Source organism: Bradyrhizobium sp., from assembly GCF_027307225.1.
In the GTDB taxonomy this organism is placed as follows: Bacteria; Pseudomonadota; Alphaproteobacteria; order Rhizobiales; family Xanthobacteraceae; genus Bradyrhizobium.
This window is the reverse complement of sequence record NZ_DAHUXJ010000158.1, coordinates 1-16,669: the sequence shown is the minus strand read 5'-3', so window position 1 is coordinate 16,669 and position 16,669 is coordinate 1. Positions and strand designations below refer to the sequence as shown.

Sequence of the window (16,669 nt, the reverse complement as noted above, 5' to 3'; positions counted from 1 at the left end):
CGGAGCAGCCGTTAAAACCAATCGTGCGGGGAAAGCCGGATCGCTCCGGCCGAACCTGTGGTGAGCTTATCTGCGTGCTTTCATTTCTTGCACGCGGAGCCGCGGGTGCGGCTATGCATCCGGCTTTCCCCGCGCCCTCCGTTTTCGAGGGGGCGACGATTTCAAAACTCGGGCGACCCACGCCGCGAGAACGCGAGGGTGTGTGCTTTCTTATCCCTCCCCCTTGCGGGGAGGGTCGGCTCACTTTGAAGCGCTATTGCGCTTCAAAGTGAGCCGGGGTCAGGGTCCAAGCATGACGGACGTTAGTAGCGACCTCTTTGATGAAGCGAAGCGCCCCCACCCGACACATCTCGCTGCGCTCGATGTGCCACCCTCCCCGCGCGTTCCGCGGGGGAGGGATAAGAAGCCACCTACGCCGCGACGGGCCTGGATCCGGCGAGCGCCTTTCCGAATGCCTCAAACAGCGCGCGGTTGATCGGGTTGCGCTGCGGGTCATATTCGGCGTGCCACTGCACGCCGAGCGCAAAAGACGGCGCGTCGGCAATGCGGATCGCTTCGATGGTGCCGTCTTCCGCAATGCCCTCCACGACCACCCGTGCGCCGGGATTGAGGATGCCCTGACCATGCAGCGAGTTGACGCGGATAGTGTCGCAGCCCAGCAGTTCGGCAAAGGCGCCGCCCGCGAGCAGCTTCACCTCGTGCCGGTCGGCGAAGATCACCTTGGGATCGGGATGGATCTCGCCGTTTTCGAGCCGCGGCATCCGGTGGTTTATGCGGCCCGGCAGTTCGCGGATTTCCGGATGGAGCGAGCCGCCGAAGGCGACATTCATTTCCTGAAGGCCGCGGCAGATGCCGAACAGCGGAATGCCCCTCGCAACGCAGGCCTCCGACAGCGTCAGCGCCACCTCGTCGCGCTTGGTGTCGTAGGGCTCGTGGCTGGCGTGCGGTTCGGTCTTGAAGCGCGTGGGGTGAACATTGGCGCGGGCGCCGGTCAGCACGATGCCGTCGACGACATCCAGCAGGGCCGCAATCTCGGTCAGTTCCGGGCAGCCGGCGAACATCAAGGGCAGGGCGTCGGCCACCTCGGCGATGGCGCGAAGGTTGCGTACGCCGACCGCCTGCACCTCAAAGCGACCTTCGATGCGGTGGGAATTCCCGATCACACCGACAACGGGCTTCCGTCTCATACCCCTTCCATCGCGCAACCCTTCCAGGCGGCAATAATGCCCTTGCAACCGCGCCGGATCAACAATTTGGAACACCTTTCCACGGCTGCCCTGCCCTGCGGGGGATTCATCCCTCGGCCGGCTGACCGGCTACCGCCGCTCGAGGACAAACGCGCCGCCCGGCTTGATCGCGAGCGCATTTGACGAAAGAGTGAAGTTTCAACTTTGGTAGAGACGAAAACGTGCCCCTGACATCAGGCGACCGCCAACAGACCAGAAACGATCGCGCCTGGGCCATTGCGGTCGGCGGCATCGGCGTGGTCACCTTCGCGAGCCTCCTGGCGTTCGCCTGGTGGTTTGCGGCAACGCTGTTTCTGATCTTTGCTGGCATGCTGCTCGCCGTGACGCTCAACGCCCTGACCCTTCAGCTCGGGCGCGTGCTTTCGGCGCCGCACTGGCTGCGGCTCGCGGCCGTCTGCGTGGTGCTGGCCGGCCTTTTGGCCGGCGCGGTCTTTCTTGGTGGCACGACCATCGCCCAGCAGGCCACCGCGCTGAGCGGCACGATCAAGTCGCAGCTTGTCACGGTGAAAGGCTTTCTCGACCGCAACGGCATCGACACCAGCTATTTCGATCTGGGCAATCCACCGCAGGGACAATCGGGCTCCCCGGCCGCCAGCACAAGCCTGCCGCGTAACCTTCCGAACGCCGGCGAGCTCGCCTCGAGCGGCGGCGCCATCGTGAGCCAGACCTGGAAACTCCTGCTGGGTACGCTGAACGCCGTCGGCAACTTCTTCATCGTGATCTTCCTCGGCCTGACCTTTGCCGCGCAGCCCAGCGTCTACCGCAACGGCCTGCTGTATCTGGCGCCCGCGAAACACCGCGCCCGCGCCACCGTCATCATCGATCGCATCAGCGAGACGCTGGAACGCTGGCTGATCGCGCAGCTGGTGGTGATGCTGGCCGTGTTCGCCGTGACGTGGCTCGGGCTTGCCATCATCGGCGTCCCCGGTTCGTTCATTCTGGGCATTCAGGCGGGGCTGCTCGCCTTCATCCCGACCGTCGGCGCGCTTGTCGCCGGCGTCATCGTCGTGCTGGCGAGCCTCGCCTCGGGATGGGTTGCGGCGCTAAGCGCGCTCGTGCTCTTCCTCGGCGTCCATGCGATGGAGAGCTATGTCCTGACGCCCATCCTGCAGCGGCAGGCGCTGGACATTCCGCCTGCCACCCTCTTCGCGTTCCAGATCCTGCTCGGCATCGTGTTCGGAATCTGGGGTATTTCGCTCGCACTGCCGCTGATGGCGATCGTCAAGGTCCTGATCGATCACTTCAAGGCGGAAAGCTTCGCCGCAGGCAGCGCAACAGCGTGAAAGATCAACGCACCACCGTTTCGGTATGCTCGACATCCGGCGGCGCGGCGAAATACTGCCCGACGAGGCCGCGCCAGGCCTGAAAGTCTTCCGAGCCGCGGAAATCCACGGTGTGGTTTTCCAAGGTCGCCCACTTCACGAACAGCCGGTAGCGCGTCGGCTTTTCGACCGATTTGTGAAGCTCCATGCCGCTGCAGCCCTTGGCGCGCGCAAACAGCGGTTTGGCCTTGGCGACGGCGGCCTCAAAATCGTTTTCGGTGCCGGGTTTGACTTCGATCTGGGCGATTTCGGTGACCATGGGTACAGCCTCTTCTTTTGCAGAGGCTTGTCTCTAGCCGAGCCAGCGAAAAAGAAAAAGGCCGCCTTGCCCTCAGCGGAACAGCAGAACCGTGCCGACAACCATCATCGCGCAGCCGATGAACATCAGGATCGGCCAGAGGCTCCGCCGCGAACCATACCGCCCCTGCGCGCGGCGCTCGATAATGACGGCGCTTTCGAATTCCGCCGCGGTCGAAAACATGCAGCCGAAACCGCCGCGGGCCGATGCGGCGGCTGCCTCGAGCGAGCTGAGCGCGGCCTGAGGATTGCGCGTGCGGATCGATTCCATAGGCCCAAGGGTACGGAGCGGACGGTAAACAAGGGGTTACCATCCGCTTCCATCCGCTTACGCCAGACGCGGCACGCTCGTGACCGGACGGGCAGATCCCGCGCTCTTGCGCCGCCAATGTTCGAGCGACAGCGGCAATTCTTCCGCCGCCTCGACGCGGTTGCGGCCGCTGCGCTTGGCTTGGTACAGCGCCGTATCGGCCGCCGCCAGCAGCACCTCGAGCTCGGTGCCGGCCGGTCCGCCCGCCACGCCAATGCTGACGGTGGTGTCGACCGGCCCCTCCTCGCAGACGATGCCGGATGCCTCAAAGGCTTCGCGCACGCGCTCGGCCACGATCACGCCTTCCTCGAGCGGACACGGCAGCAGGGCTGCAAATTCCTCGCCGCCGATGCGTCCCGACAGATCGCTGATGCGCAGGTTATTCACCACGACGGCCGAGAACAGCTTGAGGATCTCGTCGCCCGCGGGATGGCCGAAACGATCGTTGATCGATTTGAAGTGATCAATGTCGAAGATCAAGACCGTCACCGGCCGCCCGCCGTTCGCCTCGCGCTCAATGACCCGCCCGCAGGCTTCGGCAAAGCCGCGGCGGTTGAACATGCCGGTGAGCGGATCGCACGACGCGGCGTTCTTGTGCACGGTCACCGCGCGCTCGGACACAAGCATGAAAATCACGAAGACGGTGCCCACCGCATAAAGAACCACTTCGACGGCGAACATCGTCACCCAAACGCTGTGATCGAAGGCCCGATCGCGCGGGTGCAGGAGATCGCCGAGCAGGATCGGCAACATCAGCACGAAGCCGTGCATCACGGGGACGGCGAACGAGGGCCATCGGCTGCGCAAGGTGCGGCGGCGCTCGGTCCACAACTCGGTCGCCGTGAGTGCCGCATAGATCGCGACGATGCCGGCGCCGATGGTCATCCGCAAAGCCTCGGCACCCGGCGGCAGCGTCGTAACGGCGGCAATCCAGACCAGCGCGCCGAGAACAAGGCCCGGGTAGTTCGGCTTGCGGCCATGGAACAGCCGCGCGGCGTGCCAGACCATTCCGCAGGTCAAAAAGCCGGTGGCGTTCAAACCAAGCGCGAACAGATCGCCGAACCTGGTGCTGCCGAATGTCCACAGGGCGACGGAGCCAGCCCCCAGCAGATAGGCCGATCCCCACCATTTCAAAGCGGCAATCTTTTCCTGAAAACCGAAAAATAAAAGCATCATTCCCAGCAGCGCCGCAATCATCGCGGCGACTGTGTAGAGCGTGGAAGTATCGAGCGACATGGAGTCACCGAAGGTTTGTGATGCAAAGTTGCGGTCTTGCGATCGAAGCGAGACCACCGCTGACTGCCACGCTAGGCCCGCCGCGTTGGCAATCCGTTTGACTCCAGGCGCAAGTTTTCGGGAAAAACTGCGTCAACTCATTATTAAAATGCGAAAAGAAAAAGCGCCCGCGAGCGGGCGCTTTGCATTCTCGGATGGACCGCGTTTGCGGCGAATTTTAACGAAGCAATTAGCGCTTCGAGAACTGGAACGACCGGCGGGCCTTGGCGCGGCCGTACTTCTTGCGCTCGACCACGCGGGAATCGCGGGTGAGGAAGCCGCCCTTCTTCAGCACGGTGCGCAGGTCCGGCTCGAAATTGGTGAGCGCCTTGGAGATGCCGTGGCGGACCGCGCCGGCCTGACCGGAAAGGCCGCCGCCGGTGACGGTGCAGATTACGTCGTACTGGCCGGCGCGGGCGGCGGCGATCAGCGGCTGCTGAATCATCATCCGCAGCACCGGGCGGGCGAAGTAGATTTCGACCTCGCGGGCGTTGACGGTCACCTTGCCGGTGCCGGGCTTGACCCAGACGCGGGCAACCGCGTCCTTGCGTTTGCCGGTGGCATAGGCGCGGCCGTATTTATCGACCTTCTTGACGTATTTCGGCGCTTCGGGAGCGGCCGGCTTGAGCTGCGACAATTGGTCGAGCGACTGCACGGTTTCAGCCATCTTATGCGGCCCTCATGTTCTTGCGATTCATTTTGGCAATGTCGAGCGTCACAGGCTGCTGAGCTTCGTGCGGATGCTCTGCACCGGGATAGACGCGCAAATTGCCCATCTGGACACGGCCGAGCGGTCCGCGCGGAATCATGCGCTCGATCGCTTTCTCCACCACGCGCTCGGGGAAACGACCCTCGAGAATCTGGCGAGCGGTATGCTCTTTGACATGACCGACATAGCCGGTGTGCTTGTAATAGGTCTTCTGCTCGCGCTTGCGTCCGGTCAGCACGGCCTGCGCCGCATTGATGATGATAACGTGATCGCCGCAATCGACATGGGGCGTGTAGGTCGGAAGGTGCTTGCCGCGAAGGCGCATGGCGACCAGCGAAGCGAGGCGGCCGACGACCAGACCCTTGGCGTCGATCAACACCCATTTCTTCGTCACCTCGGCGGGCTTTGCCGAAAACGTTTTCATGTGAGTAATCCGTGAAAAGCAGAAGGCGCACATTGCGTGCGCCAGACTGCGGCGGTTTCTAGAGAGGTCCGGCCGCGCCGTCAACGCCAAACCGAACAAATAATCCAAGCAAAAACAAACTATTATAAATATGGTTATATAATACCACTAAAATCTCTAAGCAGCGGGAATGGAATAGGTCGCGGTCACATGGGCGATAATATCGGGCGATCCGGCCGACATCAGGCCGACTTCCCCAATTGCCAATCGCCTGCCGAGCTTCAAAATACGCGCCTGCGCCAGCACATCCCGTTCGGGCGTACCTTTGCGCAGGAAGTTGATGTTGAGGTTGGTCGTGACCGCCAAACCCACCGGGCCGATCGCCGACAGCAGCACGACGTACATGGCGAAATCCGCAAGCGCCATCAGCGTGGGGCCGGAAATCGTCCCTCCGGGGCGCAGCATCTGCTCGCCATAGCGTTGCCTGAGCCTGCAAGAGATGCCATCGGCTTCCTCGATCAGAATATCGTCGCCACTAAAGGCTTGGGGAAATTCGGTTCGCAGGAACTTCTCGAGCTCAGATACCGTCATTTTTGCAATTGTCATGCTCAGCGGTCCGATTCTAACATTTGCCCGGTGTGGATGGCACTCTTGCAAATGTTAGAATCAAAGGACCACCAGCAAGTATAGGTTTCTAGTGGAGTTTTGGATTTGACATTCGCTTTGCGGGTTCCAGGCTACGAGGTAGCGAATGTCAAATCCACCCCACTGGCCCCTGCCCTCGCCTCGGCCTGCTTATTACATTAGGTTGAGATGTCAGCCCATTATCTTGCCAGCCAGCGAAGAATTCGATGACAAGCCAGACCTCGCGCGCCCCCGTTTCACAATCGCCTTCGCAACCGCCGATCCTGTTGCGTGAACAGGTTGGTGACATCGCGGTATTGACGCTCAACCGGCCCAGCACCCGCAACAGCCTCTCGGAGGGATTGATAGCCGCGCTCACTGCGCAATTGCGGCACATCCACGATGACGCGTCCGTGCGGGCCGTCGTGATTGCCGCGAGTGGCAAAGCTTTTTCGGCCGGGCACGACATCAAGGAACTGACTGGACGGCGCAGCGACGCCGATCGCGGCCGCGCTTATTTCGCCGAGATCATGACGGCCTGCAGCACCATGATGCAGACCATCGTCCATTTGCCGAAGCCCGTGGTCGCCGCAGTCCAGGGCATTGCCACCGCCGCCGGCTGCCAGCTGGTTGCTACTTGCGATCTCGCAATCGCATCGGAGGCTGCGACCTTTGCTACACCCGGCGTCGATATCGGCCTGTTCTGCTCGACGCCGATGGTGGCGCTCACCCGCAACATTCCGCGCAAGCAAGCGATGGAAATGCTGCTCACCGGCGAACCGATTTCAGCGACGACCGCGCGCGACATCGGCCTCGTCAATCACGTCGTGCCGGCAGGCCACGAGCGAGATGCGGCGATCAAACTGGCCCGGAAGGTCGCCAGAAAGTCCGCCCATACGATCAGAATCGGCAAGAGGGCATTCTACCGGCAGGCCGAAATGAGCCTTGCCGAGGCCTATCGCTATGCGGCGGAAGTGATGACGGAAAACATGATGGCGCGCGACGCCGAGGAAGGAATCGGCGCGTTCATCGAGAAGCGCGAGCCGAAATGGCAGGATAAATGAACCACGATAGCTACGACGACAACTACATTCGCGGAATTCTCAACAGCGTGAAATCGATTGCGATGGTCGGCGCCTCGCCGGTCAACGTGCGGCCGAGCTATTTCGCCTTCAAATATCTCGCGCAGCGCGGCTACGACATGATTCCGGTCAATCCCGGCCATGTCGGCAAGAGCCTGCTGGGCAAGCCCTTCGTCGCCTCGTTGCTTGATATCGACCGCCCTGTCGACATGGTCGATATCTTCCGCAACTCGACCAACATCATGCCGGCTGTCGATGAAGCATTGAAAATGATGCCGTTGCCGAAGGTGATCTGGATGCAACTCGGCGCACGCGATGATGCCGCAGCAGAGAAGGCCGAAGCTGCCGGCATGAAGGTCGTGATGAATCGGTGCCCAAAAATCGAATACGGACGGTTATCCTCGGAAATATCCTGGATGGGCGTGAATTCGCGTACGCTGAGTTCCAAACGCGCACCGATGCCCACGCAAGGCATGCGGCTATCACTCGGCCGAACCAGCGTTGGCGGCGGGGCAACCTCCGCAGCCGACCGCGCTGCGAAAAACAGAACCGACCCAAGCTGATTGCAAACGCGCAAGCGACAGCGAAGCCGACAGGCCATTCCAAACAGGGCTGTCAATGGCTTGTCTGCCTTGACGCGGAAGTCAGGCAACATCAGCATATCCCTAGTTGCTCGATGATCTGACGCAGGAAACACCAATGACCGATCGTTCCCCCGGCTTCGCCACCCTCGCCGTGCACGCGGGCGCGCAGCCCGACCCCACCACCGGCGCGCGGGCAACGCCGATTTATCAAACCACGTCTTACGTATTCAACGATGCCGACCATGCCGCCTCGCTTTTCGGCTTGCAGTCGTTCGGAAATATCTACACCCGTATCGGCAATCCGACGCAGGCCGTGCTGGAAGAACGCGTCGCAGCGCTCGAAGGCGGCACCGCAGCATTGGCAACGGCATCCGGTCACGCAGCGCAGGTCGTGGTTTTCCAGATGCTGCTCAAACCCGGTGATGAGTTCATCGCGGCACGCAAGCTTTACGGCGGCTCGATCAACCAGTTCACCCATGCCTTCAAGAGTTTTGGCTGGAACGCGGTGTGGGCCGATCCGGACGACATCGAAAGCTTTGAGCGCGCGGTGTCGCCAAAAACCAAGGCAATCTTCATCGAGTCGATCGCCAATCCCGGCGGCACAATCACCGATATCGAAGCGATCGCCGCCGTCGCCCGTAAGGCAGGCGTTCCCCTGATCGTCGACAATACGCTGGCGACGCCTTATCTGATCCGCCCGATCGATCACGGCGCCGATATCGTCGTGCACTCGCTGACCAAGTTTCTCGGCGGCCACGGCAACTCGCTCGGCGGCATCATCGTCGATGCGGGCACCTTCGATTGGTCGAAAGACGACAAATATCCGATCCTGAGCGAGCCGCGGCCGGAATATCACGGGATCAAGCTCCAGGAGACGTTCGGCAACTTCGCCTTTGCCATCGCCTGCCGCGTGCTGGGCCTACGCGATCTGGGCCCGGCGATCTCGCCGTTCAATTCATTTCTCATCCTGACCGGCATCGAGACGTTACCGCTGCGGATGCAGAAGCATTGCGAGAACACCAAGGCGATCACCGAGTGGCTCGCTTCACATCCGGCTGTGGCTGCCGTCAACTATGCGGGATTGAACGGTGACAAGTACAACAACCTCGCGCGCAAATATGCACCGAAGGGTGCAGGCGCCGTTTTCACCTTCAGCCTCAAGGGTGGTTATGACGCCGGCGTCGACCTGGTCTCGCGCCTGAAACTGTTCTCGCATCTCGCCAATATCGGCGACACCCGTTCTCTGGTCATTCATCCGGCCTCGACCACCCACAGCCAGCTCGACGATGCCGCCAAGACCAAAGCAGGCGCGGCACCCGACCTGGTGCGGTTGTCCATCGGGATCGAGGACAAGGAAGACCTGATTGCCGATCTCGATCAAGCCCTGCGGCGTGAGGATTGAGTTCAGACCGCGTTAACACTCGCTCCGCCTAAAGGTGATTGAATCGTCAACGGATGATTCGGAGCGGAACCATGTGGCGCTGGATATCTTTGTTTGCGGTCGCAGCGTTTGTCATTGGCCCGGCCTCAGCCGCCGATATGCCGGATGGCTACGGCAAAGCTCCGCGCCATGGCCGGATTGCTCACGTTGAGAAGGACTCGGAGCTCTTCTTCACGCCGTCGGAAGCCTTTCCTATCGTCCACTTGCCGCCGCACACGCCGATCCTGCTGGGATCGTCTACACTCCCCGGCTACTACGGCTCGAACCATTCGTATGATTATCAGGGCCCCTATTACGGCGGCGAAAATATCAACTTCCGGTTCCGGCTTCCCTACGCCTGCGGCGTGCTCGGTTATTGCTAGTGGAAGGGATTTGACTTTCGCTACTACCTAGCGGCGAATTCGCCAAACGCGAATAACCGGCACCGGTTGCTGTCAGCGCGCAGCCTGGAAAGCCCGCGGACAAAAGTGACCGAAAAGCTACATTGTCCGGTGCCCGTCCCTTACGGTATGCTTGATCATTCAGTCGGAAGGGAGGGCCGAACGATGTTCGAGATCTCACGTCGCGACATGATACTTGGCGCAGCCGGTTCCTACGCCGCGTTTGGACTCGACAAGCCGATCGCTTTTGTCGGCACGGCTCTTGCGCAACAGTCAACCACACAACTATTCCGCAAATACAAAGTTGGCGACATTGAAATCTTCTCGCTTGTTGACGGCATGCGTGACGTTCCGCTGCCGGAAGGTGTGGTCAGGAATGTCGGCCTTGAACAGGTCAAGACCGTGCTGCGGACCGCCGGTCGACCCGACAGTCAGTGGCCTCGGCGATATATCGTCATGGCGGTCAAGCTACGCGATCAATTGGTCCTGATCGACTCGGGCACTGGCGGCCATACGGTCTATGGTGCGGGGACGGGCCGGCTTTTCGAAAGTATGGCGGCAGCTGGGCTTGATCCGAAGGCAGTTAAGACCATCCTCATCTCCCATCTTCATGGCGACCACATTTATGGCCTCATGAACAATGAAACCAATGCCCAAGTCTTCCCGGATGTCGAGGTCGTGATACCCGCCGCGGAGATGAACTGGTGGACACGCCCGGGCGTCGAGACGCTCGATCTCGGACCGACGCGCAAAGGTCTCGCCAGGCGCATTCAGACTACGTTGGCGACGTGGAAAAACGTCAGGCTCTTCGAAGGAGAACCGGAACTCCTGCCTGGAGTACGCGTCGTACAGGCGCCAGGCCACAGCCCGGGGATGGTCACGCACCTGCTGTCGTCCGGCGACAAACAGTTTCTGATCAGCGCCGACGTCGTTAATTTTGCGCCCCAGATTCATGCAAATCCGGAGTGGCAGCTTGCCATCGACCAGGATCCGCAAATGGCCGTCGAAACGCGCAAGAAGATCTTCGATCGTGCGGTCGCCGACAAACTCACGATTTCAGGAACGCACTGGTTGATGCCGAACGCCGGCACGTTCACCAGGGATGGCAACAGCTACGTATTCGTAGCCGAGGGTTGACATGCCGGTGGCACCGATCGAAGCAGTTGCACGACACAAACCTGCGGCAAAACAATGCGCTCCGCTAGCCGATTTGCGTAACCGGCCGGCCGATCGCCTGCCCCGCCGGTTCGCGCCGAACCCGTGTCAGACGCTCCGCCTGAAACACGACTAATGTCAGCACAAGGATCGCGACGGCCTGATGGGTGAGAGCAAGATCCATCGGCGCCTGATTGAGCAGCGTGAGAATGCCGAGGGTTACCTGTAGGGAAGCGATCCCGAACAGCCACAGCGCGCCGTCCAACACCGCGCGATCGACGCGAGAGCGCGCCGCATCGATCACATGCAGCACCACGACCGCAAACAGCGTGTAAGCCACCATACGGTGCTCGAACTGCACCGTCAGCGTGTTTTCGAACAGGTTGCGCCACCACGGCACGTCGAAGAAGAGCCGCGCGGCCGACGGAATAAAACCGCCGTCGATATCCGGCCAGGTGTTGTAGATCTTGCCAGCCCGAAGGCCCGCCACCAGCGCGCCGAGATAGAGCTGCACGAAGGTCAGCGCCAGCAAGACGACGCCTGTGATTTTCAAACGTGACGGCGCCACCGACACCGCAGTCTCTCTGAGCCTTCGCAGCGTCCACACGATGCCTGCAAAAATAAGCAGCGCCAGCACCAAGTGTGTCGCAAGGCGATATTGGGAGACTTCGACCCGCTTGGAAAGCCCGGAGGCCACCATCCACCACCCGACCGCGCCCTGCAGCGCACCGAGCGCGAAGATCCCCCACAGCCGCCGCTTCAGCTCGGCACCGGGGCCGCCGCGCCACAGGAAGTAAAGAAACGGCAGCAGATAAACCACGCCAATCACCCGGCCCAATAGACGATGGCTCCATTCCCACCAGAAGATGGTCTTGAATTCGTCGAGCGACATGCCGGCGTTCATCTGGCGGTATTGTGGAATCGCCTTGTAGCCATCGAAGGCCTCGGTCCATTCCGCCTGACTGAGCGGCGGCAATGCACCGGCGACCGGCTTCCATTCCACGATCGATAGGCCGGACTCCGTCAGCCGGGTCGCCCCGCCGACCAGCACCATCGCCGCAATCATCAAGGCAACCGCAATCAGCCAGATGCGAACTGGGCGAATATCCGGGGTTTGGGAGCTAGCAACGACGGCCATCGGCAACACACTTGATCGAAGTTTGGCGGACCTTATAGTCCGCCCCTCCGCCGTGCGCAAAGCACGCATTCGAGACCAAACGCCCGTTTCGCGATGAAAATACGTACCCGAAAACTACTGGGAACCGTCGCCCTGTTGCTGCTCGCCGCGATCTGGTCGCTGATGGGCATGACGGTGGCGCAGACGCCGTGGCTTGCGAAGTCGGGCTTATTGCAGGCGATCTTTTATGTCGTGGCCGGCTTGGGCTGGGTGTTACCGGCAATGCCCATCGTGAGCTGGATGTCGCGGCCGGATCCTTCCTGAGGCGCTCTCGCATTCAAGACAACGCGGCACCGGCCAGGATCACGCGCATGGCGCGCAACGAGTGCAGCGTTCCATCCCAGTTGATCCGCGGAAGCGCCAGCAGCGGCGTATGCCCTGCCGACTCAATCACGCCGGAGATTGTCGTGACGGCACTGACGAAACCCGCCTCTTCCGCCATGGCCATGTGCTTGCGCTGCCAGGATTGCCGGTCGCCGAACGGATAGGCGAAGTGCCTCACCTCGCGCCGAAGTGCGGCCGCCACGACCGCCTTCCCCATGGTCATTTGCTTGAGCGCGCCTGCATCCTTCATATTCGACAGGACGGGGAAGTTAACCGTTGCGCTCCCTATCGTGACCAGCGGATCGGCCGCGAGCTTCGCAAGGTCGCCCCAGTCCAATGCAGCTTCGCTCGACAGCCCCGCGAGATCGACGGCGTAACGCGTGCACAAGTCCTTGATGGCTGCGGATAGTTCTGCGGCCTCGAGCGAGCGCAGCCAGTGCGACAGGAACTCGTAAAGTTGATATTTCTCGGCCAACCCGGGAACGTCGAAGTGCCTCTCCTGGCGCCGCATCACCAGGCTGATACGCCGTTCGCTTGCGATCACCCGTTCGAGTGCGAGCCACCAGGCTTCGCCTATTCCGTCGGGAAACGCCGTCGGCACATAGATGGTGAAGGGAACGCGGTGCTGCGACAGCACCGGATAAGCGGATGTGATGATGTCCTTGTAACCGCCATCAAATGTCAGGCAAACGAAACGTTGCCGCGCGGCGAGCGTCACGGCCCTGCGACAGACCTCGTCCATCGAAATGATGTCATAGTTCCAACGCCTCAGTGCGTGGATAGTGCGATCGAGAAAGTCGGGGGTGATTTCACTGGATCGTCGCGGCTGAAATCGCACCGAATGGCGGGGCCGGACCCGCTCAAGGCGCAGGATGACCCCGGCGCCTTTCCGTTTGAACCATGCATGACCGCCGATGTAAGCGAGTTCCAGCTTGAGGCTTGCCAGGGGTCCTGATGACAACGTCTCTACTTTCAGTGCCAATTTTCAAATGAGAGCGCGGATTTCCCGGCTGTCCGGCGGGATCGGCTTCCCGAGCTTTACTGTCATTACCCTTTGTTGACACTTCTTTGCAAAGGTCGACTGAAGCAAAAAGTTAACCTCCTAAACTGGCATTGCGGACAGGTATTTGCGATGACGATGGCTGCCGCGATCGAAAGCCGGACGGCAGACACCTCGGCGCGGTCGACGTCAAGCCGCATCGCCGCCATCGATATCTTTACCGGTCTTGATGAGGCCGAGACCGTCTGGCGAGGCCTCGAGAGCCGGCACCACCTTTTCACTCCCTACCAGCGATTTGATTTCCTTCGTCACTGGCAACAGATGGTTGGAGCGCGCGAAGGTCTTCGGCCGCTTGTCATCGTTGCCTATGATCGCGATCGTGTGCCGTTGTTACTGCTTCCGCTCGTGCTAAAAGAAAGGTGGGGCATTCGTGTCGTTCACTTCATGGGCGGCAAGCATGCGACATTCAACATGGCGCTGTGGAATCGCGATTTCGCCGCGGCGGCTTCCCGCGCCGATCTGGATGTTCTCTTTGGCGTCATTCGCGAACGCGCGGGCGTCGACGTCCTCGCATTCGACCAGCAGCCTCTCTCGTGGCAAGGTCTGCCTAATCCGATGTCGCTGTTGCCGCGCCAGATCTCCGTCAATGATTGCCCGCTGATGACGATCGTGCCGGGTGCGCCGGCCACGGCACGCATCAGCCATTCCCTGCGCGGGCGCCTCAAGGGCAAGGAACGCAAGCTCAAGGCGTTGCCGGGCTATCGCTACTACACCGCCATCCGCGACGACGATATCAGACGACTGCTGGACGCCTTCTTTCGTATCAAGCCGCTACGGATGGCGGAGCAAAATCTTCCCAACGTCTTCGCTGAGCCCGGTGTCGAGGATTTTATTCGCAAGGCTTGCATCGCTCCGCTGGCGGGCGGCGGTCGCGTGATCGAGATACACGCGCTCGAGTGCGATAGCGAGGTGATCGCGCTCTTTGCCGGAGTGGCCGACGCCTATCGGTTTTCGATGATGTTCAACACCTATACCGTGTCGGCGAACTCGCGCTTCAGCCCGGGGCTGATCCTGATCCGGCACATTGTCGATCGCTATGCTGAACGTGGGTATCGCGCGCTCGACCTTGGGATCGGGTCGGACAGCTACAAGAAGCTGTTCTGCAAGACCAACGAGCCGATCTTCGATTGCTTTATCCCGCTCGGTTCGCACGGCGCCGCCGCCGCCATGGTCATGTCGATCGCCGGGCGAGCGAAGCGCATTGTTAAAGGCAGTGCGGCCCTGCTGCGGCTTGCGCAAGGGCTGCGGCGCGTCGTCAGCTAACGCTGATTTTTCCCAAACTGAAATCAGGCGGCTACGACCCGCGGGCCCGGATCAACCGCGTCCGATGGCAGGACCGGTTTGCTCAACATCGTCACCTCGCCGAAGCCGGCCACCTTGAGCTGGTCGCACATGGAGCGACGAGCATCGGCGGCCATCGCGGCATCCGGCACCACGACGGCGCGGGCCTGCGCCGTCAGGAGATCGGCGGGCAGATCCGAGGCATTGCCGGCGTTCAGCAAAACGTGGTCATAGACTTTCAACAACGCGTCGACCGCCAGCGTCAATCGTGGCGATTGCAGCAACGCGCGATCGGAGCCCGGCCGTCCCGAACTGACGAGGTGCGCTCGCGACAGCCGATCCTTGGTGATCACCTGCGCAAACGACGCTTCGCCCTGCATTAATTCGGCCAATCCCGGTGCATTCGGATCGACGGAGACAGCCGAGATCGTTGGCGAGGTAGCGGCGAGGTCAACCACGATGACCTTGGCGCTGCGTGTCATCAGACGTGCGATCGTCAGCGCGGTAAGCGTGATGCTTTGGCTCGAAGCGGTGCCAAGAATCGTGAGCTTGCGCGCTGAGCCACCTGCGGCGAGCAGCCGCTCTGCAAGCTGCTCGACTTCCGCCGACTCGGAATCGATCTCCGGCGCCAGCGGAGCGGCAACAGGTTCGGCCGCCGACTTAGGTTCGGCAGGCTTGCGTTCGGCGGGCCTGGCCTCAGCAAACCTGGGTTCGACCTGTGGGGCAACGATTTCAACGGCAGTGCCAAGCAGGGGAACCGGGATCGACCCGAGCGCTGCGGCGGCGCGCGGAATGGTCATGCGCAGCAACTCCCCGGTGACGATTGTGCCAGTGGACAGCATCAGGGTCGCCAGCGTCGCCAGCAGCACAATCGGCAGCTTCTTCGGATAGGCCGGGCTGTTGGACACGCTCGCCCGGGAAATGATCCGCCCGTCGGTCGGCGCGGCCTCGATATTCTCGCGCGTGGTGGCTTCGCGGTACTTGGCCAGATAGGATTCCAGCAGGTCGCGCTGCGCCTTGGCCTCGCGCTCCAGGGCCCGAAGGTGGACGTCCTGGCCGTTGGCCGAGCTTGCCTGCTCTTTCAACTGGTCGAGGCTGGCGCTGAGATCATCGACCCTGCCGCTGGCAATGCGCGCATCGTTTTCCAGCGAACGCGATATCTTGCTTGCTTCGTCTCGAATCTGGTGATCCAGGTCGGCGACCTGGGCCTTGAGCTCCTTGATCCGCGGGTGGTTGTCGAGCAGCGTCGAGGATTGTTCGGCGAGCTGCGCACGCAGCGTCACGCGCTGTTCGCTCAGCCGGCGTATCAGTTCCGAGTTCAGTACCTCCGAGGCCTCGATCGGCTTGCCGCTCTGAATCATCTCGCGGATCAGCCGCGCCTTGGATTCGGCATCGGACTTGAGCGCCCGCGCATTGTTCAACTGCGTATTAAACTCGCCCATTTGCTGGTTGGACAGCATCGTATTGTTGGTGCCCACGAACAGGCTGGACTTGGAGCGAAAATCCTCGACGCGCGATTCAGCGTCCGAGACCTTCTTGCGCAGGCTGTCAATCTCGCCCGAGAGCCATTGCCCGGCCGACCTCGCCTGATCCCGTCGCGCATCCTGCTGAAGCACCAGATAGCCATCGGCGATGGAATTGGCGACGCGCGCCGCGAGGTCGGAATCGCGCGACTGGAATTCGATGACGATGACGCGCGACTTGTCGACCGCGTAGGCCGCCAGGCGGTCATAATAGGCATCGAGCACGCGCTCTTCCGGCGTCAGCGAAATCGGATCGCGCCCGATCCCGATCAAGGCGAGCAGCGATTTAAACGGGGAAAATCCTCTCAACACCGGATCGAATTCCGGTCGTTCCGCCAGCTTGTTCTTCTTGATAATGTCGCGCGCGAGATCGCGCGACAGCACGAGTTGCACCTGGCTGGTGACGGCTTCGGGGTCAAGCGCGTTGCGGTCGTCGTTGCGCTCGCCGTTGGGCCGCAGAAAGACGTTTTCCCGC

The 16,669-nt window shown here is 61.5% G+C and carries 18 protein-coding genes; 8 read left to right on the top strand and 10 right to left on the bottom strand.

Annotated elements, in window-relative coordinates:
• Positions 1-410 precede the first annotated feature (410 nt).
• Positions 411-1,187 carry a gamma-glutamyl-gamma-aminobutyrate hydrolase family protein gene (locus M6D32_RS26675; RefSeq protein ID WP_298262021.1) on the bottom strand — a complete coding sequence of 259 codons (777 nt, stop codon included), beginning with the start codon at positions 1,185-1,187 and terminating at the stop codon, positions 411-413.
• A 221-nt stretch (positions 1,188-1,408) separates the two neighbouring features.
• On the opposite strand from M6D32_RS26675, the gene M6D32_RS26670 reads away from it, so the two are divergent.
• Positions 1,409-2,530, top strand: coding sequence for an AI-2E family transporter (locus tag M6D32_RS26670; RefSeq protein ID WP_298262019.1), 1,122 nt, complete (start codon positions 1,409-1,411; stop codon positions 2,528-2,530).
• Between the two features lie 4 nt (positions 2,531-2,534).
• Here the strand turns inward: M6D32_RS26670 and M6D32_RS26665 are convergent, their stop codons facing one another.
• The 6 genes from M6D32_RS26665 to M6D32_RS26640 form a co-directional block, all read right to left on the bottom strand.
• Positions 2,535-2,828, bottom strand: a complete 294-nt coding sequence (locus tag M6D32_RS26665) for an antibiotic biosynthesis monooxygenase family protein (protein WP_298262017.1) — start codon at positions 2,826-2,828, stop codon at positions 2,535-2,537.
• A 72-nt stretch (positions 2,829-2,900) separates the two neighbouring features.
• Positions 2,901-3,137 carry a hypothetical protein gene (locus M6D32_RS26660; protein WP_298262015.1) on the bottom strand — a complete coding sequence of 79 codons (237 nt, stop codon included), beginning with the start codon at positions 3,135-3,137 and terminating at the stop codon, positions 2,901-2,903.
• Positions 3,138-3,194: 57 nt separating this feature from the next.
• Positions 3,195-4,412 (bottom strand): GGDEF domain-containing protein, encoded by a 1,218-nt coding sequence (locus M6D32_RS26655; RefSeq protein WP_298262012.1) that lies wholly within the window; start codon positions 4,410-4,412, stop codon positions 3,195-3,197.
• Between the two features lie 229 nt (positions 4,413-4,641).
• Complete coding sequence (gene rpsI / locus M6D32_RS26650) at positions 4,642-5,118, bottom strand: 30S ribosomal protein S9 (protein ID WP_298262010.1); 477 nt, start codon at positions 5,116-5,118, stop codon at positions 4,642-4,644.
• A 1-nt stretch (position 5,119) separates the two neighbouring features.
• Positions 5,120-5,584, bottom strand: coding sequence for a 50S ribosomal protein L13 (gene rplM / locus M6D32_RS26645; protein WP_298262008.1), 465 nt, complete (start codon positions 5,582-5,584; stop codon positions 5,120-5,122).
• A gap of 156 nt (positions 5,585-5,740) precedes the next feature.
• A complete protein-coding gene (locus M6D32_RS26640) occupies positions 5,741-6,169 on the bottom strand; it encodes a PaaI family thioesterase (protein ID WP_298262006.1) in 429 nt (142 codons plus the stop codon).
• A 245-nt stretch (positions 6,170-6,414) separates the two neighbouring features.
• On the opposite strand from M6D32_RS26640, the gene M6D32_RS26635 reads away from it, so the two are divergent.
• The 5 genes from M6D32_RS26635 to M6D32_RS26615 all read left to right on the top strand — a co-directional run bounded on the left by M6D32_RS26635 (position 6,415) and on the right by M6D32_RS26615 (position 10,811).
• Positions 6,415-7,251 (top strand): enoyl-CoA hydratase, encoded by an 837-nt coding sequence (locus tag M6D32_RS26635; RefSeq protein ID WP_298262004.1) that lies wholly within the window; start codon positions 6,415-6,417, stop codon positions 7,249-7,251.
• Positions 7,248-7,832 carry a CoA-binding protein gene (locus M6D32_RS26630; protein ID WP_298262002.1) on the top strand — a complete coding sequence of 195 codons (585 nt, stop codon included), beginning with the start codon at positions 7,248-7,250 and terminating at the stop codon, positions 7,830-7,832. Before M6D32_RS26635 ends, M6D32_RS26630 begins: the two co-directional genes overlap by 4 nt.
• A 136-nt stretch (positions 7,833-7,968) precedes the next feature.
• Complete coding sequence (locus M6D32_RS26625) at positions 7,969-9,255, top strand: O-acetylhomoserine aminocarboxypropyltransferase (RefSeq protein ID WP_298262000.1); 1,287 nt, start codon at positions 7,969-7,971, stop codon at positions 9,253-9,255.
• 71 nt (positions 9,256-9,326) lie between these two features.
• Positions 9,327-9,656: a hypothetical protein gene (locus tag M6D32_RS26620; RefSeq protein ID WP_298261998.1), complete on the top strand. Its 330-nt coding sequence runs from the start codon at positions 9,327-9,329 to the stop codon at positions 9,654-9,656.
• A gap of 105 nt (positions 9,657-9,761) precedes the next feature.
• Complete coding sequence (locus M6D32_RS26615; protein ID WP_298261995.1) at positions 9,762-10,811, top strand: MBL fold metallo-hydrolase; 1,050 nt, start codon at positions 9,762-9,764, stop codon at positions 10,809-10,811.
• Between the two features lie 64 nt (positions 10,812-10,875).
• Here the strand turns inward: M6D32_RS26615 and M6D32_RS26610 are convergent, their stop codons facing one another.
• Complete coding sequence (locus M6D32_RS26610; protein ID WP_298261994.1) at positions 10,876-11,967, bottom strand: COX15/CtaA family protein; 1,092 nt, start codon at positions 11,965-11,967, stop codon at positions 10,876-10,878.
• Between the two features lie 93 nt (positions 11,968-12,060).
• On the opposite strand from M6D32_RS26610, the gene M6D32_RS26605 reads away from it, so the two are divergent.
• The gene (locus M6D32_RS26605) at positions 12,061-12,270 is read left to right on the top strand and encodes a DUF2842 domain-containing protein (protein ID WP_298261992.1); all 210 of its coding nucleotides are present in this window, start codon (positions 12,061-12,063) and stop codon (positions 12,268-12,270) included.
• Between the two features lie 13 nt (positions 12,271-12,283).
• Here M6D32_RS26605 and M6D32_RS26600 read toward each other — a convergent pair whose 3' ends face one another.
• Positions 12,284-13,291: a polysaccharide deacetylase family protein gene (locus M6D32_RS26600; RefSeq protein WP_298261990.1), complete on the bottom strand. Its 1,008-nt coding sequence runs from the start codon at positions 13,289-13,291 to the stop codon at positions 12,284-12,286.
• A gap of 171 nt (positions 13,292-13,462) precedes the next feature.
• Between M6D32_RS26600 and M6D32_RS26595 the strand changes: the two genes are divergently transcribed.
• Positions 13,463-14,653 (top strand): GNAT family N-acetyltransferase, encoded by a 1,191-nt coding sequence (locus tag M6D32_RS26595; protein WP_298261988.1) that lies wholly within the window; start codon positions 13,463-13,465, stop codon positions 14,651-14,653.
• A gap of 23 nt (positions 14,654-14,676) precedes the next feature.
• Here M6D32_RS26595 and M6D32_RS26590 read toward each other — a convergent pair.
• Positions 14,677-16,669: exopolysaccharide transport family protein (locus M6D32_RS26590; protein ID WP_298261986.1), on the bottom strand; the 1,993-nt coding region annotated here is incomplete at its 5' end.

Coding starts and splice junctions, on each gene's coding strand:
- M6D32_RS26675 (WP_298262021.1), bottom strand. CDS start 1,187: ATGAGACGGAAGCCCGTTGTCGGTGTGATCGGGAATTCCCACCGCATC.
- M6D32_RS26665 (WP_298262017.1), bottom strand. CDS start 2,828: ATGGTCACCGAAATCGCCCAGATCGAAGTCAAACCCGGCACCGAAAAC.
- M6D32_RS26660 (WP_298262015.1), bottom strand. CDS start 3,137: ATGGAATCGATCCGCACGCGCAATCCTCAGGCCGCGCTCAGCTCGCTC.
- M6D32_RS26655 (WP_298262012.1), bottom strand. CDS start 4,412: ATGTCGCTCGATACTTCCACGCTCTACACAGTCGCCGCGATGATTGCG.
- rpsI (WP_298262010.1), bottom strand. CDS start 5,118: ATGGCTGAAACCGTGCAGTCGCTCGACCAATTGTCGCAGCTCAAGCCG.
- rplM (WP_298262008.1), bottom strand. CDS start 5,584: ATGAAAACGTTTTCGGCAAAGCCCGCCGAGGTGACGAAGAAATGGGTG.
- M6D32_RS26640 (WP_298262006.1), bottom strand. CDS start 6,169: ATGACAATTGCAAAAATGACGGTATCTGAGCTCGAGAAGTTCCTGCGA.
- M6D32_RS26635 (WP_298262004.1), top strand. CDS start 6,415: ATGACAAGCCAGACCTCGCGCGCCCCCGTTTCACAATCGCCTTCGCAA.
- M6D32_RS26630 (WP_298262002.1), top strand. CDS start 7,248: ATGAACCACGATAGCTACGACGACAACTACATTCGCGGAATTCTCAAC.
- M6D32_RS26625 (WP_298262000.1), top strand. CDS start 7,969: ATGACCGATCGTTCCCCCGGCTTCGCCACCCTCGCCGTGCACGCGGGC.
- M6D32_RS26620 (WP_298261998.1), top strand. CDS start 9,327: ATGTGGCGCTGGATATCTTTGTTTGCGGTCGCAGCGTTTGTCATTGGC.
- M6D32_RS26610 (WP_298261994.1), bottom strand. CDS start 11,967: ATGGCCGTCGTTGCTAGCTCCCAAACCCCGGATATTCGCCCAGTTCGC.
- M6D32_RS26605 (WP_298261992.1), top strand. CDS start 12,061: ATGAAAATACGTACCCGAAAACTACTGGGAACCGTCGCCCTGTTGCTG.
- M6D32_RS26595 (WP_298261988.1), top strand. CDS start 13,463: ATGACGATGGCTGCCGCGATCGAAAGCCGGACGGCAGACACCTCGGCG.